The 17,130-nt window shown below is 67.7% G+C and carries 17 protein-coding genes; 10 read left to right on the top strand and 7 right to left on the bottom strand.

Annotated features, from left to right (window positions below; all coding sequences use genetic code 11):
* Window positions 1-33: 33 nt before the first annotated feature.
* The 3 genes from E0W60_RS19555 to E0W60_RS19545 all read right to left on the bottom strand — a co-directional run bounded on the left by E0W60_RS19555 (window position 34) and on the right by E0W60_RS19545 (window position 2,165).
* Entirely contained in the window at window positions 34-810 is a 777-nt protein-coding gene (locus E0W60_RS19555; protein ID WP_135705323.1) for an enoyl-CoA hydratase, read from the bottom strand.
* A 160-nt stretch (window positions 811-970) separates the two neighbouring features.
* Window positions 971-1,243, bottom strand: coding sequence for a DUF4148 domain-containing protein (locus E0W60_RS19550; protein WP_135705322.1), 273 nt, complete (start codon window positions 1,241-1,243; stop codon window positions 971-973).
* Window positions 1,244-1,361: 118 nt separating this feature from the next.
* On the bottom strand, window positions 1,362-2,165 hold the full coding sequence (locus E0W60_RS19545; RefSeq protein ID WP_133096240.1) for an SDR family NAD(P)-dependent oxidoreductase: 804 nt from the start codon (window positions 2,163-2,165) through the stop codon (window positions 1,362-1,364).
* A 303-nt stretch (window positions 2,166-2,468) separates the two neighbouring features.
* Between E0W60_RS19545 and E0W60_RS19540 the strand changes: the two genes are divergently transcribed.
* Both E0W60_RS19540 and E0W60_RS19535 read left to right on the top strand, forming a co-directional pair.
* Entirely contained in the window at window positions 2,469-3,212 is a 744-nt protein-coding gene (locus E0W60_RS19540) for a response regulator (protein ID WP_133096239.1), read from the top strand.
* Complete coding sequence (locus tag E0W60_RS19535) at window positions 3,209-4,510, top strand: ATP-binding protein (protein WP_133096238.1); 1,302 nt, start codon at window positions 3,209-3,211, stop codon at window positions 4,508-4,510. The genes E0W60_RS19540 and E0W60_RS19535 overlap by 4 nt, the downstream gene beginning before the upstream one ends.
* A 24-nt stretch (window positions 4,511-4,534) precedes the next feature.
* On the opposite strand, the gene E0W60_RS19530 is transcribed toward E0W60_RS19535, so the two are convergent.
* Window positions 4,535-6,028, bottom strand: a complete 1,494-nt coding sequence (locus E0W60_RS19530; protein WP_240745869.1) for an efflux transporter outer membrane subunit — start codon at window positions 6,026-6,028, stop codon at window positions 4,535-4,537.
* 143 nt (window positions 6,029-6,171) lie between these two features.
* Here E0W60_RS19530 and E0W60_RS19525 point away from each other — a divergent pair, with 143 nt between their 5' ends.
* The 8 genes from E0W60_RS19525 (at window position 6,172) to E0W60_RS19490 (ending at window position 13,224) form a co-directional block, all read left to right on the top strand.
* Window positions 6,172-6,660 (top strand): winged helix-turn-helix transcriptional regulator, encoded by a 489-nt coding sequence (locus E0W60_RS19525; RefSeq protein WP_135705321.1) that lies wholly within the window; start codon window positions 6,172-6,174, stop codon window positions 6,658-6,660.
* A gap of 108 nt (window positions 6,661-6,768) precedes the next feature.
* A complete protein-coding gene (locus E0W60_RS19520; protein WP_135705320.1) occupies window positions 6,769-7,896 on the top strand; it encodes an HlyD family secretion protein in 1,128 nt (375 codons plus the stop codon).
* Window positions 7,896-9,497, top strand: a complete 1,602-nt coding sequence (locus tag E0W60_RS19515) for a DHA2 family efflux MFS transporter permease subunit (protein WP_135705319.1) — start codon at window positions 7,896-7,898, stop codon at window positions 9,495-9,497. The genes E0W60_RS19520 and E0W60_RS19515 overlap by 1 nt, the downstream gene beginning before the upstream one ends.
* An 11-nt stretch (window positions 9,498-9,508) precedes the next feature.
* Entirely contained in the window at window positions 9,509-9,709 is a 201-nt protein-coding gene (locus E0W60_RS19510; protein WP_135705318.1) for a hypothetical protein, read from the top strand.
* A gap of 28 nt (window positions 9,710-9,737) precedes the next feature.
* Window positions 9,738-10,925 (top strand): thiolase family protein, encoded by a 1,188-nt coding sequence (locus tag E0W60_RS19505; RefSeq protein ID WP_135705317.1) that lies wholly within the window; start codon window positions 9,738-9,740, stop codon window positions 10,923-10,925.
* Between the two features lie 42 nt (window positions 10,926-10,967).
* Window positions 10,968-11,426 carry a MaoC family dehydratase gene (locus E0W60_RS19500; RefSeq protein WP_133096231.1) on the top strand — a complete coding sequence of 153 codons (459 nt, stop codon included), beginning with the start codon at window positions 10,968-10,970 and terminating at the stop codon, window positions 11,424-11,426.
* Window positions 11,427-11,438: 12 nt separating this feature from the next.
* Window positions 11,439-12,377, top strand: a complete 939-nt coding sequence (locus tag E0W60_RS19495) for a 2-dehydropantoate 2-reductase (RefSeq protein WP_135705316.1) — start codon at window positions 11,439-11,441, stop codon at window positions 12,375-12,377.
* A gap of 37 nt (window positions 12,378-12,414) precedes the next feature.
* Window positions 12,415-13,224 (top strand): oxepin-CoA hydrolase, alternative type, encoded by an 810-nt coding sequence (locus E0W60_RS19490; RefSeq protein ID WP_135705315.1) that lies wholly within the window; start codon window positions 12,415-12,417, stop codon window positions 13,222-13,224.
* Between the two features lie 48 nt (window positions 13,225-13,272).
* On the opposite strand, the gene E0W60_RS19485 is transcribed toward E0W60_RS19490, so the two are convergent.
* The 3 genes from E0W60_RS19485 to E0W60_RS19475 form a co-directional block, all read right to left on the bottom strand.
* Window positions 13,273-14,274 (bottom strand): tripartite tricarboxylate transporter substrate binding protein, encoded by a 1,002-nt coding sequence (locus E0W60_RS19485; protein ID WP_135705314.1) that lies wholly within the window; start codon window positions 14,272-14,274, stop codon window positions 13,273-13,275.
* Between the two features lie 102 nt (window positions 14,275-14,376).
* A complete protein-coding gene (locus E0W60_RS19480; protein WP_135705313.1) occupies window positions 14,377-16,314 on the bottom strand; it encodes an acyl-CoA synthetase in 1,938 nt (645 codons plus the stop codon).
* Between the two features lie 2 nt (window positions 16,315-16,316).
* Window positions 16,317-17,108: an enoyl-CoA hydratase/isomerase family protein gene (locus tag E0W60_RS19475; protein ID WP_135705312.1), complete on the bottom strand. Its 792-nt coding sequence runs from the start codon at window positions 17,106-17,108 to the stop codon at window positions 16,317-16,319.
* Window positions 17,109-17,130 lie beyond the last annotated feature (22 nt).

Here is a 17,130-nt window from a genome sequence, read left to right as displayed (position 1 = left end):
GCGGCGCCGAATCGAGGACGCGAGGCAGCCGGCTTACTGCCCGTCGAGCCTGGTGAAGTCCGGCTTGCGCTTTTCGGCGAAAGCCTGGAAGGCTTCCCTGGCTTCCGCACTGGCCAGCCGCTCCTCGAACCTGGCGCTTTCGCTGTGCATCTGCGACACCAGTTTTTCCGCATCGCGCATCAATTTTTTCATGGCGCTCAGCGAGCCCGGCGGCCGGGTGGCAAGCTTCTCGGCCATGCGGCGCGCCTCCGGCCGCAACTGGTCATTGCCGACGACCTTGTTCGCGATGCCCCAGGCCACCGCGGTCTGCGCGTCGAGCGGCTCGCCCAGCGCGAACATCTCGAAGGCCCTGACGTGGCCGATCCGCAGCGGGAGCAGATGGCTCGATGCCGCCTCGGGAACCAGCGCCAGGTTGACGAAAGGCGTGATCAACTGCGAATCCTGGCCGAGCACGACGTAGTCGCAATGCAGCAGCATGGTAGTTCCGACGCCGACGGCCTTGCCGTTGACGGCGGCGACAGTCGGTACCGTCGAGTTGGCAAGGGCGTGCAGGAAGCGATGCACGTGGCGTTCGCCGCCGTGCTTTCCCGCCGCGATCGCGGCGAATTCGCCGATGTCGTTGCCGGCGGTGAACATGTCCCCGTCTCCCTGGACCAGCAGGACCCGGATACGCCGGTCCTGTTGCGCCTGCTCGATCGTGTCGGCGAGTGCGCCATACATGTCGTTCGTCAGGGCGTTCTTCTTGTCGGGCCGGGCAAGCGTCATGGTCAGCACGCCGCCGGTGAGGTCAATGCGGATTTCGGGGGTCATTGGTCGGTCTCCGGGTGAGTTGCGGGATGGCAGGATGCCGTGCAAGCATCGGAATGAAGTTCGCGTGCGAAGTATATATATAATTCGCATGCGAAGTAAACGGATGAAGGATAGGTGCGCTGTCCATAACCGCAAGCCCTGGGCGCCGTGCGTCGCAGGCTCACCGAGCCGTGGCGGTCGCCTGTTCGGCCTGAAGGCGCTGATACAGCGCGAGGCGCTTCTGATACTCGGCGTTTTCGAAGTTGGAAGCGCGGTCGCCAAGCCGGTACTCCGACAGCCCGGCGCGGTGCCAGGCTTCGAGATCGGCGCGCACGGCTTCGCGGGTCAGGGCGCGGCTGGTGGCGTTCGTATCGGCTGCTTGCGCATGCGTCGGGAAAGCGAGGCTCGAAGCCATCAGCGCTGCAGCGAGCAAAGAAATCGTGATGAGTTTCATAGCATTTGAGACCTGTTCAAACGTACCGGGCGTCGCCTGTGACACCCGCCTCCAGCCTTCTCAGCCGGGGAGCGCCGATCCGGCGCCCCGGGATAACTGCCAGAGAACTGCCAGTGAACTACCGCGCCACGCCGTACCGGGCCGCGGGCCGGTCACGTGACAGATTGGGACCGAGCGCGGCACGTGCAGCCTCGAACGCCTTCCAGTCCGCGTCGTCGGGCAGCGATGGCACGGTAATCACTTCACCCAGGTCAAGCCCGGCCAGCGCGGCATCGACCAGGTCGTCGCCGCTCATCACGATGCCTTGCGGCAGGTTTTCGACCGAATGGCCGGCGGTGTCCCAGAACTCGGTCCGCGTGGCGCCGGGAAGCACGGCCTGCACGCGCACGCCCTTGCCGGCAAGCTCATGCTGCAACGACTGGGTAAAGGCCAGCACGAACGCTTTCGTGCCGCCATAGACGCCATTCAGGATCTCGGGCGCCACCGCGACGATCGACGCGATATTGATGATGGTGCCTTCGCCGCGCGCCACGAATGCCGGCGCGGCGGCATAAGTCAGGCGGGTCAGGGCCGTGACGTTGAGCTCGATCATCGCCTGCATCTTGTCGACGTCCGAGACCTCCAGCGGTGCCGCGGCGCCGACGCCGGCATTGTTGACCAGGGTGGTGATGCTGGCATCGCTGCGCAACAGTTCTTCGATGCGGCGGACATCGGCAGCCTGGCCAAGGTCCGCGGTCACGATCTCGACCGAGCGGCCGGTATCGTCGCTGATGCGGCGGGCCAGCGCTTCGAGGCGGGAGCGATTGCGCGCCACCAGGATGAGATCGTGGCCGCGGCGCGCGAGGCGATCCGCATAGATCGCGCCGATGCCGGACGAGGCGCCGGTGATGACGGCGGTGCCGGCGTGGATGTGAGTCGTCATGTCTGAGCTCCGGGGTGCTGGGGAGGAGGGTGGAAGCCGTGGCCGGAATGGCCGGCTGCGTGAACTGAAGAGTAGGGGCACAATGGCATGGCGCCAATGTCGTAGATGCAACCTTTTCTGCCATCGCCACCGGCGGCGCGCTCATGCAGGGAGGGAGGGTGCGGTACGGGAGGCAACGGGATATGTACCGGATTGTGGCGTGTGCTGCGCCGGATACAGTGAGATACACGGAGAATTGCCGCCACCCATACAATGGCGTCGACGCAGACTGGCGGTTCACCTGACTTTTCTGAGGGGATAGAGATGGATGCACACGTCGACCATGTCCTGGTTGTCGATGACGACCGGGAAATCCGCGAGCTGGTATCGACCTACCTGACCAAGAATGGCCTGCGCGTGACCGTAGCGCAGGATGGCCGGCAAATGCGCTCGATCCTGGAAGCCAACGCCGTCGACCTGATCGTGCTGGACGTGATGATGCCCGGCGACGATGGCCTGGTGCTGTGTCGTGAACTGCGAGCCGGCAAGCACAAGACCACCCCGATCCTGATGCTGACCGCGCGCAGCGACGAGACCGATCGCATTCTCGGCCTCGAAATGGGTGCCGACGACTATCTCCCCAAGCCTTTCGCGGCGCGCGAGTTGCTGGCCCGCATCAAGGCGGTGCTGCGCAGGACGCGCATGCTGCCGCCCAACCTGCAGATCACCGAAGCGGGCCAGCTGCTGGCGTTCGGCGACTGGCAGCTGGACACCACGGCGCGGCACTTGATCGACCGCGATGGCATCATCGTCGCGCTCAGTGGCGCGGAATACCGCTTGCTGCGCGTGTTTGTCGACCATCCGCAGCGCGTGCTCAACCGCGACCAGCTGCTCAGCCTCACGCAAGGCCGCGAGGCGGAAATGTTCGAACGCTCGGTCGACCTGCTGGTCAGCCGCTTGCGCCAGCATCTCCGGGACGATGCGCGCGAGCCCCGCTACATCAAGACCGTGCGCAGCGAGGGCTACGTGTTCTCGGTGCCGGTCGAGATCCGGGAGGCCCGGCAGTGAATCTCCGCGCCTTGCCGTGGCCCCGCACGCTGGGCTCGCGGCTGTTCCTGATCTTGCTGGCCGGGCTCGTGGTGGCCCATGGGCTGTCGTTCGGCGTGCTGTTTGGGGAGCGCTACATCACCGCGCGCCAGGTGATGCTCGGCACGCTGGAAACCGACGTGTCCACGTCGATCGCCATCCTCGACCGCTTGCCCGCGGCGGAGCGGCCGCAGTGGCTACGGTACGTCAATCGCGGCAACTACCAATATGTGTTGGGGCCGGGTCTGCCAGGCATGCCGGAGATGAGCGAGCAGGCCCAGGAGATCGCCGATCGCATCACCGAGGCGAGCGGCGGCCGCTTTCCCGTCAGGGTCGAGTCGATCCCGGGGCAAGGCAAACGCCTGCAGGCGCACCTCACCCTCAGCGATGGCAGCCCCCTGACCATCGACGTGCATCCGAAGCCGCCACCCGTCGCGCAATGGCTGCCCTATGTGCTGGTGCTGCAGCTCTTGCTGCTGGTGCTGTGCTGCTGGCTGGCCGTACGGCTGTCGCTGCGTCCCGTGGTGGCGCTGGCCAATGCCGCCGACGCGCTCGACCCGAACGCCGCGGGCAAGCCGCTGGCCGAGACCGGTCCGACGGAACTGGTGCGTGCGGCGCGCGCGTTCAACGCCATGCGCGAGCGCATCGCACGCTTTGTCGAGGAACGCGTGCAGATCCTGGCGGCGATCTCGCACGACCTGCAGACGCCGATCACGCGCATGAGGCTGCGCGCCGAGATGGCGGAGGACTCCGAAGACAAGCGCAAGCTGGTGCACGACCTCGCCGAGATCGAGACGCTGGTGAAAGAGGGGCTGGCCTATGCGCGCGCCATGCATGGCGACGGCGAGAAGGCATCGCGGATCGACATCGGGTCATTTGTCGAGAGCCTGGTCTACGACTACCAGGACACCGGCAAGGCCGTCACGATCCTGCAGAACATCGGCGGCGCCATCATGACGCGGCCGCATGCGCTGCGCCGCATCCTGACCAACCTGACCGACAACGCGATCAAGTTCGGCGGGGCGGCGGAGCTGAGCGTGCGGCGCGATGGCGCGGTGGTGGTGATCGGCGTGCTCGATCGCGGCCCCGGCATCCCGGCGGAGAAGCTTGAATCCGTGGTGCAGCCGTTTGTCAGGCTCGAGGAATCGCGCAACCGCGAGACCGGCGGCACCGGCCTGGGCCTGGCCATTGCGCACCAGCTGGCGCTGGCGATCGGCGGTTCGCTGACGCTGCGCAATCGCGAGGGCGGCGGGCTGGAGGCGCAGCTCAGGCTCGGCTGAGGCGGTGAGGCCGGGACATGCAAACTACCAGCCGCCACCCAGCGCGCGGAACGTTGCCACCGCCGCGCGGGCATTGTCGGCGCGCACACGCGCCTGCTGGTCGCGCGCGGCCAGCAGCAGGCGATCTTCTTCGAGCACTTCGAACAGGCTGACGGCGCCGCCCTTGTAGGCATCCTCGGCCGCGCCGCGGGCGCGCGCGTGCGCGGCCACTTCCACGGCTAGGTCCTTGCTCTGCAATTCCAGCTGGGTCAGGGCGATGATCGCGTTTTCCACGTCCTCGGTGGCGCGCAGCATCGCCTTGCGGTAGGTGGCCAGCGCCTCGGCGTTGGCGCCCCTGGCCTGCGCTACCTCGGCGTCCACCCGCCCGAAGTCGAACAGCCGCCAGCGCAGCCCCGCGGCAGCGGCAGGCTGGAACGCGGCGGCGGTGAACAGCTTGCCGGCGGAAAGGCTTTCGAACCCGAGCAGCGCCGACAGCGACAGCTTCGGGTAGTACTCGGCAGTGGCCACGCCGATGCGGGCGCTCGATGCTGCCAGCCGGCGTTCGGCGGCAATCACGTCGGGGCGGCGTTGCAGCAGGTTGGCGGGGCCTTGCGCCACGGAAATCTGCGGGACCGTGGCGCGTTCGACGGGCGCGAGCAGTTCGGCTGCATACGTGCCCGGATGCGCGCCCATCAGTACGTCGAGGCGGTTCAGCTGCGTCTCCAGCTCGATCTGCAGCGGCGGGATGGTCACGCGGGTCTGTGCGAGCTGTGCTTCGGCCTGCGCTCGTTCGCGTTCCGCGCCAACGCCGTCGGCGAGACGGAACTGCACCAGTTCCAGCAGCCTGGCATTGGTCCGCACCTGCTGCTGCGCGATCGCGATGCGCTGCTGCGCGCCGCGCACGCGGAAGTACGCATCGGCGGCTTCCGCGGCCACCAGCACGCGCACGCCCATGTGCTCGGCTTCGGCGGCCTGCGCTTCCGCGCTGGCCGCCTCGGCGCCGCGCCGCAGGCCGCCCGCCACATCGATCTCCCAGCTCGCACCGGCGCCCACGCTGTACACCGTGCTGTTGCGGTCAAAGCCCGGCCGGCTGTTGGCAAGGCTGCCCAGCGGTCCTTCCAGCGATTGGTGCTGTTTGACAACGCTGCCCGACAGCGACCCTTCGGGCAGCAGCGCGGCGCCGGCGTACTGCGCCGCCGCGCGCGCCTGGTCGACGCGCGCGATGGCGGCTGCCAGGTCGAGGTTCTGTTCCAGCGCACGCCGGATCACCCGGGTCAGCGCGGGGTCGTCAAAGCCCTGCCACCAACTGTCGAGCGCCGGCGCTTCGCGGGTGGCTTCGCGGGCTTCCAATGCCGCGGCGTGCGGGTAGGCGGCCGGCAGATCCGACGACGGAGTCTGGTAGTCGGGCCCCACCGCGCAGGCGGCGAGCGCGGCCGCCAGCAGCAGCGGCACGGCGCGGGGGGCGATGCCGGCGCCGGGGCGCTGCAGACGGGAGCGCGTGGTGGGATGGAGGGCAGAACGGGAGGGATCTTGCGGCATTGCTAACACCTTTCAACGGCGACCTTCAACGACTCGACAGCGGCGGATACTGCACAACCGAAAAACTAACTTGCATGATGATAGTGACTACTCTAGACTAACTTTCAAATTGAAAGCAACTAGATTCTCAGAGGACGCCGATCATGCCGAAAAAGCCCCTTGATCAAATGCCATGTCCCATTGCACGCACCGTGGCCCGCGTTGCCGACAGCTGGAGCGTGCTGATCCTGCGCGAGGCCTTCTATGGCGTGACCCGTTTTGACGAGTTCCAGCAGAACCTGGCGATCGCTCCCAATATGCTCACGCGCCGGCTGAACTCGCTGGTCGAGGAAGGGATGCTGGAGCGTCGCCAGTACTGCGACCGGCCGCCGCGTTCCGAATACATCCTGACCGAACGCGGGCGTGATTTCCGCCAGGTGCTGCTGGCCATGCTGGCGTGGGGTAACAAGCATCTCGCGCCCGAAGGCGAAAGCGTGCAGCTGGCGGACCGGCGCACCGGCGCTCGCGTGGAACCGGTGCTGGTGGACCCTGCCACCGGCAGCCCGGTCACCGGCGCCGACTACCACATCACGCCCGGCCCCGCCGCCAGCGAGCGCGTGCGCCAGCGGCTGTGCCGCTCGGCCGAAGCCTGATCCCGTTTTCCTTTCCAGATTTACCGACCACCCGATTTCCCGACCCAGCCGCGCCACAGGCGGCGCAGATCCCCGAAAGCCAAGCGCAGCAAGCAGAAAGGAAGTGCCATGAGTAGCAATACGCTGACCGAACGGACAGGTACCGAACCCGTTCCCCAGTCGAAATCCAGGACCAGTCCCAAACGGCTGCTGGTGGCCGGCGCGCTGGTTGTCGCGGGCCTGGCGGCCATCGGCTATGGCCACCACTGGTGGACGTCGGGCCGTTACCTGCAAAGCACCGACGATGCCTACGTCGGCGGCGATGTCACGGTGATCGGTGCCAAGGTCGGCGGCTACATCGCCGAAGTCGCGGTGACCGACAACCAGTCGGTCCACGCCGGCGACGTGCTGGTGCGCATCGACGACCGCGACTATCGCGCGGCGCTGGCCAGGGCCGAAGGCGCCGTGGCAGCACAGAAGGCGCTGCTGGCTAACCTGGATGCCACCGCGCGGCTGCAGGAGGCGGTGATCGCGCAGGCCAGGGCGGGCATCACGGCGGCCAATGCCGACACGGTGCGGGCGCACGACGACCAGGTCCGCTACGCCAGCCTGGTGGCCAAGGCAGCCGTCTCGATCCAGAGCTCGCAGAAAGCCGACTCCGACTACAAGCAGGCGCAGGCCAATGGCGACAAGGCGCGCGCTGCGCTGCTGGCGGCCCAGCGCCAGCTTGAGGTCATCGGCACGCAGAAGCAGCAGGCCGAGGCCGCGCTGGCGCAGGCGAGCGCCGAGCGCGATATCGCCAGGCTCAATCTCAGCTATACGGAGCTGCGCGCCCCGGTGGACGGCACCGTCGGCAACCGCCGCGCACGTGTCGGTGCCTTTGCCGGTGCGGGCAGCCAGCTGCTTTCCATCGTTCCGGCCAACGGGCTGTGGGTGGACGCGAACTTCAAGGAAGGGCAGCTGGCCCATATGCGCCCTGGCATGCCGGTCGAAGTGGAGGCCGATATCCTGCCCGGACGCGTCTTCCATGGCCGGGTCGCGAGCCTGGCGCCCGCCACCGGAGCGCAGTTCAGCGTGCTGCCGGCGGAGAACGCTACGGGCAACTTCACCAAGATCGTCCAGCGCGTACCGGTGCGGATCCGCCTCGACGACCAGGACGCCCGGCTGGGGGTCTTGCGCCCGGGCCTGTCGGTCATCGCGCAGGTCGATACCAATCCCGCCAATCCCGCCACGCAGACCACCCCGCGGGTGCAGTGATGACGACGGCCAGCGTGACCACCCCTGCGGCCGCCGTGGCGACGACGCCGGACGCGATGTCCACCGGCGCCAAGGTCTTCGCCTTCGGCACCATGTGCGTGGGCATGTTTATCGCCTTGCTGGACATCCAGATCGTTTCCGCGTCGCTGCGCGATATCGGCGGCGCGTTGTCGGCCGGCGCCGATGAAACGGTATGGGTGCAGACCAGCTACCTGATCGCCGAGATCATCGTCATTCCGCTGTCCGGCTGGCTGTCGCGCGTGATGTCGACGCGCTGGCTGTTCGCCGCCTCGGCGGCCGGCTTCACCGTGACCAGCCTGCTGTGCGGGGTGGCGTGGGATATCCACAGCATGATCGTGTTCCGCGCGTTGCAGGGGTTCCTGGGCGGCTCGATGATCCCGATGGTGTTCACCACGGCTTTCGCGTTCTTCACCGGCCCGCAGCGCGTGATCGCCGCGGCCACCGTCGGCGGGCTGGCTTCGCTGGCGCCCACGCTCGGGCCCACGGTGGGCGGCTGGATCACCGATCATTTCTCGTGGCACTGGCTGTTCTTCATCAACCTGGTGCCGGGCATCTTCGTCACCATCGCGGTGCCGCTGCTGGTCAAGGTCGACCGGCCGAACTGGTCGCTGGTGCGCGGAGCCGATTACCTTGGCATCGTGATGATGGCGCTGTTCCTGGGCTGCCTGGAATACACGCTGGAGGAAGGCCCGCGCTGGGACTGGTTCGACGATGACGTGATCCTGACGACGGCGTGGATCGCCGGCGTGTCGGGCGTGGCCTTCATCTGGCGCACGCTGACCTACGCCAACCCGATCGTCGACCTGCGGGCGCTCAAGGATCGCAACTTCGCACTTGGCTGCTTCTTTTCCTTCGTTACCGGCATCGGCATCTTTGCCACCATCTACCTGACGCCGCTGTTCCTGGGGCGGGTGCGCGGCTTCAGCGCGCTGGACATCGGGCTGGCGGTGTTCTCCACCGGCGTGTTCCAGATGGCTTCGATCCCGTTCTATGCCTTCCTCGCCAACCGCGTCGACCTGCGCTGGCTGATGATGGCCGGGCTGGCGATGTTCGCGGTATCGATGTGGTTCTTTGCGCCCATCACCCACGACTGGGGCGCCGCGCAGCTACTGCTGCCGCAGGCGCTGCGCGGCATGGCACAGCAATTTGCCGTGGCGCCCACCGTGACCCTGACGCTGGGCAGCCTGCCGCCGGAGCGGCTCAAGCTGGCCTCCGGCCTGTTCAACCTGATGCGCAACCTGGGCGGCGCCATCGGCATCGCGGCGTGCGCGACCGTGCTCAACGACCGCGGCAACATGCATTTCCTGCGCGAGGCGGAGCACCTGAATATCCGCAATGAAGCCATGGGCAGCGTGCTGCAAGGGCTCACCGACCAGTTCGTGGCGGCCGGGCACGACGCCCTCGATGCGCATACCGCCGCGCTCAGGCAACTGTGGGGGCTGGCCTGGCGCGAGGCCCAGACGCAGACCTTCGGCGATGCGTTCCTGGTGATCCTGGTCTGCTTCGTCATCGCCACGGCGATGGTGCCGCTGATGCGCAAGGTCGGGGCGCCGAAGGGCCCGTCGGCGGATGCGCATTGATGGGGGCAGCGATGAAAGCCGTTCTGTTCAGACGAGTGCTGTGTGCCGCGCTGATCGCGGGCGGGGCGACGTTGGCCTACGCTGGCAATGAGCGCCCGCGTGACACCGGCGTGGCCTGTTCGCGGGCAGGCAATACGTATTGCAACCTTCAGGAGCCGGCCGCCGGGCGTTTGCCGCAGGGCGCCACGACTGAAGCGCGTGTGACCGATTGATCATTGGTTTTTTGGCAGGGAGAAAGCAATGCATGCAAGAGATGTCGTGCTGTGTCAGCCGGTGCGGACCGCCATTGGCGCCTACAACGGCTCATTGAAGTCCATTGCGGCAACCGAACTCGGCGCCGCGGCGATCCGGGCCAGCGTGGAACGCGCGGGTATCGATCCGGGCGAGGTCGGCAGCGTGGTGTTCGGCAATGTGATCCAGGCCGGCAACCGGATGAATCCGGCACGGCAGGCCGCCATCGGCGCGGGGCTGCCGGTGTCGGTTCCGGCGATGACCGTGAACCGCGTCTGCGGCTCGGGCGCGCAGGCGATCGCCACGGCCGCCGACGAGGTGCGCCTCGGCTATGTCGACATCGCCGTCGCCGGCGGCATGGAGAACATGGACCGCGCGCCTTACCTGATGACGTCCGGCCGCTGGGGCCAGCGCATGGGCGATGCCGTGCTGCGTGACAGCATGCTGTACGACGGACTGCACGACGCCTTCTCGGGCGAGCATTCCGGATGGCATACCGAGGACCTTGCCGCCCGCTATGAGCTCAGCCGCGAGGCGCAGGATCGCTGGGCCGAACGTTCGCAGCGCAATTTCGCGCGGGCACAGGCGAACGGCCGGTTCGCCGGCCAGATCGCCGGCGTGGCGGTCAAGGGCAAGGGCGGTACGACGTCTTTCGAGGTGGATGAAGCCAACCGGCCCGATACCACGCTGGAGGCGCTCGGCCGGCTCAAGCCGGCGTTCCGCCCCGACGGCACCATCACCGCCGGCAATGCTCCCGGGCTCAACAGCGGCGCCGCGGCCATGATCGTGGCGGAGCGTTCGCTGGCCGAAGCCCGCGGGCTGGAGCCGCTTGGCCGGCTGGTGGCCTACGGGGTCGGCGCCGTCGAGCCCGGCATGTTCGGCCTGGGTCCCGTCCCGGCGGTGCGGCAGGCGTTGCAGCGCGCCGGCTGGGCGCTGGGCGACATCGAGCGCATCGAGATCAACGAAGCCTTTGCCGCCGTGCCGCTGGCCGTGGCGGCGGAACTGGGCTTGCCCCACGACATTATCAATGTCGACGGCGGCGCGATCGCCCACGGCCACCCGATCGGCGCGACCGGCGCGGTGCTGACGACGCGCCTGCTGCATGCGATGCGCGCGGACGGCATCCGGCGCGGCATCGTCACGCTGTGCATCGGCGGAGGACAAGGAATCGCGCTGGCGCTCGAGGCCCTGGCCTGATCCGTCGGTTGCCGTCGCAATCAACACCTGGAGGAGCAAACCATGAACATCCAATTTATCGAGGATCTGGCGCCAGGCCAGAAATATGGTTCGGGGCGGCTGACCGTCGAGCCCGAGCGGATCAAGTCCTTCGCTGCCGAGTTCGACCCGCAGCCGTTCCACCTCGATGAAGCCGCTGCCCGCGACACGCTGTTCCGCGGCCTGGCCGCGAGCGGCTGGCACACGGCGGCGCTGACCATGCGCCTGCTGGTCGACGGCGAGCTCCGGCCCGCGGGCGGCATCATCGGCGCGGGCTTCGAGGAGCTGCGCTGGCCCAGGCCGGTGCGGCCCGGCGATGCACTGCGTGTCGAGAGCGAGATCCTGGAGGTGCGGACGTCCAAATCGCGTCCTGACCAGGGCATCGTCAAGGTGCGCATCACGACCTTCAACCAGCATGACGAAGCGGTGCAGGCCGGCGTCGTCAACCTGGTGGTGCAGTGCCGTCCCGGCGGCACGGCGTAGTCGGGAGGCACCATGAAGATACTGGTACTCGGCGCCGGCGCCATGGGCGGCTACTACGGCGCGCGGCTGATCGAGGCGGGCGCGGACGTCACCTTCCTGGTGCGGCCCGGCCGCGCACAGGCGCTGGAACGCCACGGCCTTGCCATACGCAGCGAACTCGGCGACTTCCATCGCCCGGTCAGGACCGCGCTGGCGGGCCAGGTAGACGCGCAGTACGACCTCATCCTGCTGGCATGCAAGACCTACGACCTGGCCGACGCGATCCGGGCGGTCAGTCCCGCCGTGGGCCGGGACACCGCGGTGCTGCCCTTGCTCAACGGGCTCGGCGCCTATGACTCGCTCGACCAGTGCTTTGGCAGGGAACGCGTGCTGGGTGGGGTCGCCTACATTGCGACCACGCTGGCGGCGGACGGAACCGTCATGCACGCCGGCCGCATGGACCGGCTCGTGATCGGGTCGCGTGCCGCGCAGGCGTCGGCAATTGCCGCGGAATTCCACGCGCTGCTGTCGCGAGCGGCGGGCACGCGTGAAATATCGGGCGCCATCGGGCAGGAACTCTGGAACAAATGGGCCATGATCGCCGCCGGGGCAGTGATGACATGCCTGATGCGCGGCTCGGTGGCGGACATCATGAAGACGCAGGATGGCCGCCGGCTGATGCTCGATGCAATGGCCGAATGCCGCACGGTGGCGCGACTGTGCGGCCATGCCATTCCCGAACCCGTTGCGGCCGCCATGCAGTCACGGCTGCTGGACGAAACCTCGACCTGGGCCGCGTCGATGATGCGGGACATTGCGCAGGGCGCGCCACGCATCGAAGCCGACGCCATCGTCGGCGACCTGATCCGGCGCGCCGCCGCCCACGGGAACGAGCTGCCGTTGAGCCGCACGGCCTATTGCCACCTCCAGGTCTACGAGCGCCAGCGCGCTGCCAGCCAGGCTACTGCCTGAACCGCGTCCGCCCACTCAAGCCATCAAGAATCACGACATGACGAATTTTTCCTCCCTGTTGCAACGCACCGAAGGCAGCGTGCGCGTGCTCACCATCAACAATCCGGGCAAGCGCAACGCCATCGCGGCGGATCTTTATGACAACATCCGCGCCGCTCTGGCCGCCGCCGCGGACGATCCGGCGATCGGCGCTATCGTGCTGACCGGCGCCGGCGACTACTTCTGTGCGGGCGGCGACCTGACATTGATCAGCAAGCGGCGCGAACTGACTTACGACGAGCGCATCGCGAAGCTGGGGCACCTGCACGACGTCGTATGCAAGCTGCGCGACTTTCCCAAGCCGATCGTCGCAGCGGTGGAGGGCGGCGCGGCGGGCGCGGGCTTCTCGCTGGCACTGGCCTGCGACCTGCTGGTGGCATCCGCCGGCGCGGCCTTCTCGATTGCCTATGTAAAAGTGGGGCTGACACCCGATGGCGGCATCACGGGCCTGCTGGCGCAGAGCCTGTCGCGGCAGGTGCTGACGCAGCTCGCGTTGAGCGGCGACCGGATCACGGCCGAGCAGTTGCAGCAGTTCGGCGTGGTCAACCAGCTGGTGGAGGCGGGGCAGGCCGGCGCGGCGGCGATCGCGCTGGCGGCGCGGCTTGCCCAGGGCCCGCAGCAGGCGCTGGCTTCGATCAAGGCGCTGTGCCGGCATGCGCACGAACGCACGCTCGATGACCAGCTCGAAGCGGAACGGGTATCGATGGCCGTGGCCCAGGGCGGCGCAGAAGCCGCGGAGGGCATCGCCGCCTTCCTGGAGAAGCGTCCCGTGGACTTTGCCCGCTTGCGCCGCGGCGATCCGGCATAGCCGCGGCGCGCGGCTGCCCGGCATTGCCGCCGGGCATTACTGTCCGACCTACTGGCCGGCGAGCTTCAGGCTCCTGGCGATACGGGTCAGCTTGGCGTGTTCGGTGCTCAGGAAGGCTTGTGCCTGCGCCATCGTCATCGGCTCGATCGCGCGCTGCAGGTTGACGGAGCGCCGGGTGCGGTTTTCCGGGCTGCCCACCCAGGCATTCATGGCTTCCACCAGCCGTGCCGCCACGGGGTCCGGGGTGTCCGGCGGCGCCAGCACCCCTGCCCACTGGCTGTACTCGAAGTCGGCAAGTCCGCTGGTTTCGGCTAGCGCCGGCACATCGGGCAGCGACGGATGCCGTGCCTTGCTGGCGACGCCGATCGGCCGGAAGCGGCCGGACTTGATCATGCCGTAGGTCGGGCCGCCCATCGGAATGAAGGTCAGGTCTACCTGCGCACCCGCGATATCGCTGGTGACCGGTGCCGCGCCCTTGTACGGGACTTCCAGGAAGCGCACGCCGGTACGGGCCTGGAAGTCGGCGCCGACCAGGTGGGGTGCCGAGCCTGGGCCCCAGTGCGCCAGTGACAACGGGCGGTTCTTCGGGTTCTTCGCGTAGGCGATGACCTCGTCGACGTTTTTGAACGACAACGTGGGATTCGACACCAGGATGAAGTCGGAAATCCCGCTGAAGCCCGCCAGCTTGAACTTCTCCGGCGCATACCTGGCCGATGCGATGGTCAGCGGCGCGACCAGGAAGTCGATGCCGGTCGTTCCCAGCAGGGTGTAGCCGTCGTTGGCGGCGCGCAGCACGTTCATGGCACAGATAGAGCCGCTCGCCCCCGGCAGGTTGTCGGCAATGACGTTCTGCCCAAGGCTTCGCTTCATCACGACGGCTGCCGCGCGGATCGACTCATCGGCCGGCCCGCCGGCGGGAAATGCGACCTTGACCACAACCGGCTTGCCCGGATAGGTCCCTTCGGCGCGCAGCCAGGATGGCGCGAGCATGGCCGGCACGGCGCCGCAGGCCGTTTGCAGCAGGCGCCGGCGCGATAGCTGGATAGTCATGGTTGTCTCCTCTATGGATTGTGCTGGCCGGCAGCGCATCCCGCGATGGGGCGGCTGCCGGCAGGCACTGCTTCTGGTGAGAGCTGCCGGGCGGACTGCGGACTATTCGTAGACCACCGCGTACTTGATCGTCAGCGTCGTGAAGGCCTTGTCGATGCTCGCGACCGCGGCCTCCCGCTCTTCGGCGCTCAGCGCGGACGGCAGCACCAGCGTGGACAGCAGCCCCTGATCGCCCCGGTCGTCGATGCGGATATCGACAAGCGGCACGGGCGACTGCGCATTGACCTCGGCAAGCATCTGCCGTTGCGCCCGCAGCACGGCGTCGCTGCGCAGCGCATTCTTCTGGATCTTGCCGACCGCGGTCTTGGGAATGGCATCGACCAGGTAGAACTGCTTGGGCACGGCGGCGCGTTCCGGGATCACCTCATAGGCGTAGTGCTTGATCCGGCCGAGCGGGTAGGTGCTGCCCGGCTTGAGCGCGACATACGCCACCGGCAGCTCCCCGGCGTGTGCGTCAGGCAGGCCGACCGCGGCGGCATCGAAGACCTCGGGATGGCGATACAGCGCCTCTTCGATCATGCGCGGGTCGATATTGTTGCCCCCGCGGATGATCAGGTCCTTGGCCCGCCCGGTCAGCCAGAAGTAGCCGTCCTCGTCCGCATAACCCAGGTCGCCGGTATTGAACCAGCCGCCGTCGAACCAGATGCCCTTGTTCTGCTCGGGATTCAGGTAGCCCGCGAAGATGTTGGGACCGCGCACCACCACGATACCGGGTTCCCCCGGCGCGCAGTCGCGCTGGATGCGCCCGTCCACCACCTTGACGACCTTCATCTCCTGGTAGGCCATCGGCAGGCCGATGGAGCCGATGCGGCGCTGGCCATAGCGCGGGTTGGTGGCGCTGAGCGCGGTCCCTTCGGTCAGGCCGTAGCCCTCGAAGATCAGCGCGCCGGTCAGTCGTTCGAAGGCTTCGGCAACGGCCACCGACAACGGCGCGGTGCCGCAGCTGGCCGCCTTGAGCGAGCTGATGTCGGCGTCGCCGACCGGGATATTCAGCGCCATGTTGACCACGCTCGGCACCATGCCGAGCGCGGTGACGCCGAAGTGCTCGACGATCTGCCAGAGGTTGCGGATGACAGAGGGATCGCGCCAGCCGCTGGACGTCAGCATCACCACCGAGGCGCCGCGGGCCAGCGGCATCAGGCAATTGGTCAGCACGCCGGTGACGTGGAACATCGGCACGCCGCAGACGCGGACATCCTCGGGCTGCACGTCGATCTGCATCGCGCTGATCCACGCCATCGCCACTTCATTGCCATGGGTGTGCAGCGCCAGCTTGGGCGTGCCGGTGGTGCCGCCGGTATGGAACATCGAAGCGGTGTCGCCCGGGGAGAACACGCGCTGGCTGTCGAGCGACTCGGCGTCGAAGCGCTCGAGCGCGGCGTCCAGGTCGACGATGCCCGGCTCGCTCGCCTTGCCGCCGCCCGCCTTGATCCAGTGCTGCACGCCGGGCAATTCGCGGCGCACCAGCATGGCCTTGTTCCAGGCTTCGATATCCGGGTCGGGACCGTAGGCGATCACCGCCTTGGCGCCGGCGTTGCGCAGCAGCGCCGCGATGATCTCGGGCTCGAGCATCCAGTTGACCGGGCAGGCAATGCCGGTGGCCTCGCTGCCCCAGATCGCGTACTGCGATTCCGGCGTCACCGGCATCAGCACCCCGATCACGTCACCGGCGCCGAGGCCGAGCGAGTGCAGCAGGTTGGCGGTCTGCGTGATGCGCCCGAACATCTGCGCATGGGTGATGGTGACCGACTTCGCCAGTTCGTCGCCGGAGGTGAAATAGTGCAGGGCGGGCGCCTCCGGCGCGCGGTCGCGCGCCAGCCGCAGCAACTCATAGGTGCTGTCGGGCAGGCGGCGCTCGGCCAGCGGTGTCTGCTCGAAGCGGCGGATATCGGCAAGCGCCGTCACCGTCAGCCTCGGCCGGTAGGGGTCTGGCTGCACCAGGTCGGCGGCTGCCTGCACGCGTGTAGTGAGCTGCGTCATGATCAGACTCCGCGATAGACCGGACGGCGCTTGTTGAGGAATGCTTCGCCGCCTTCATGCATGTCTTCGGTGCTGAACAGCGTGGCAAAGGCCAGCTGTTCCAGCATCAGCGCGGTATCCAGCGTGGCGTCCTGGCCGTTGTTGATCATCAGCTTGGCCATCGCGATCGAGTGCGGCGACTTCTCGGCAATGCGGTGCACGTAGGCTTTGGCTTCCGCCAGCAGTTCGTCCGCGGGCACCACCTTGTTGACCAGGCCGATGCGGTAGGCCTCGTCGGGCTTGATGATTTCGCCGGTAAAGATCATTTCCTTGGCGCGTGTCGCGCCGACCAGCCGGGTCAGCCGCTGCGTGCCCCCACGCCCCGGGATCAGGCCGACGTTGGTTTCGGTCTGGCCCATCAGGGCATTGTCCGCGGCGACGCGCAGGTCGCACGCCATCGCGAGCTCCAGGCCGCCGCCAAAGCACGGTCCGGCGATGGCCGCGATCACGGGGATGGTGCTGTGATGGATCAGCGCCCACAGGTCGGGCGCGCCGCTGGTCGGCACGAAGGCTTCGATCGGCCGGCGCGCGAGCATTTCGGGAATGTCGCCGCCCGCCACGAAGGCCTTGGTGCCGCCCCAGAGGACGATGCCGCGGACCGTCCGGTCCGCCATCAGCGACGACAGTGCCGCGTAAAGGTCGCTGCGCAGTCCCGTGTTCAGCGCGTTGTACTTCTCCAGCCGGTTCATGGTGACGACGGCGCAGGGGCCGTCGCGGTCGATGAAGACGGTGTCGTACTCGGTGATGTCGGTCATCGGTGTCTCCGTTATTGCTATG

Source organism: Cupriavidus oxalaticus (assembly GCF_004768545.1).
Lineage (GTDB): Bacteria > Pseudomonadota > Gammaproteobacteria > Burkholderiales > Burkholderiaceae > Cupriavidus > Cupriavidus oxalaticus_A.
This window is presented reverse-complemented; position numbering and strand designations above follow the sequence as displayed.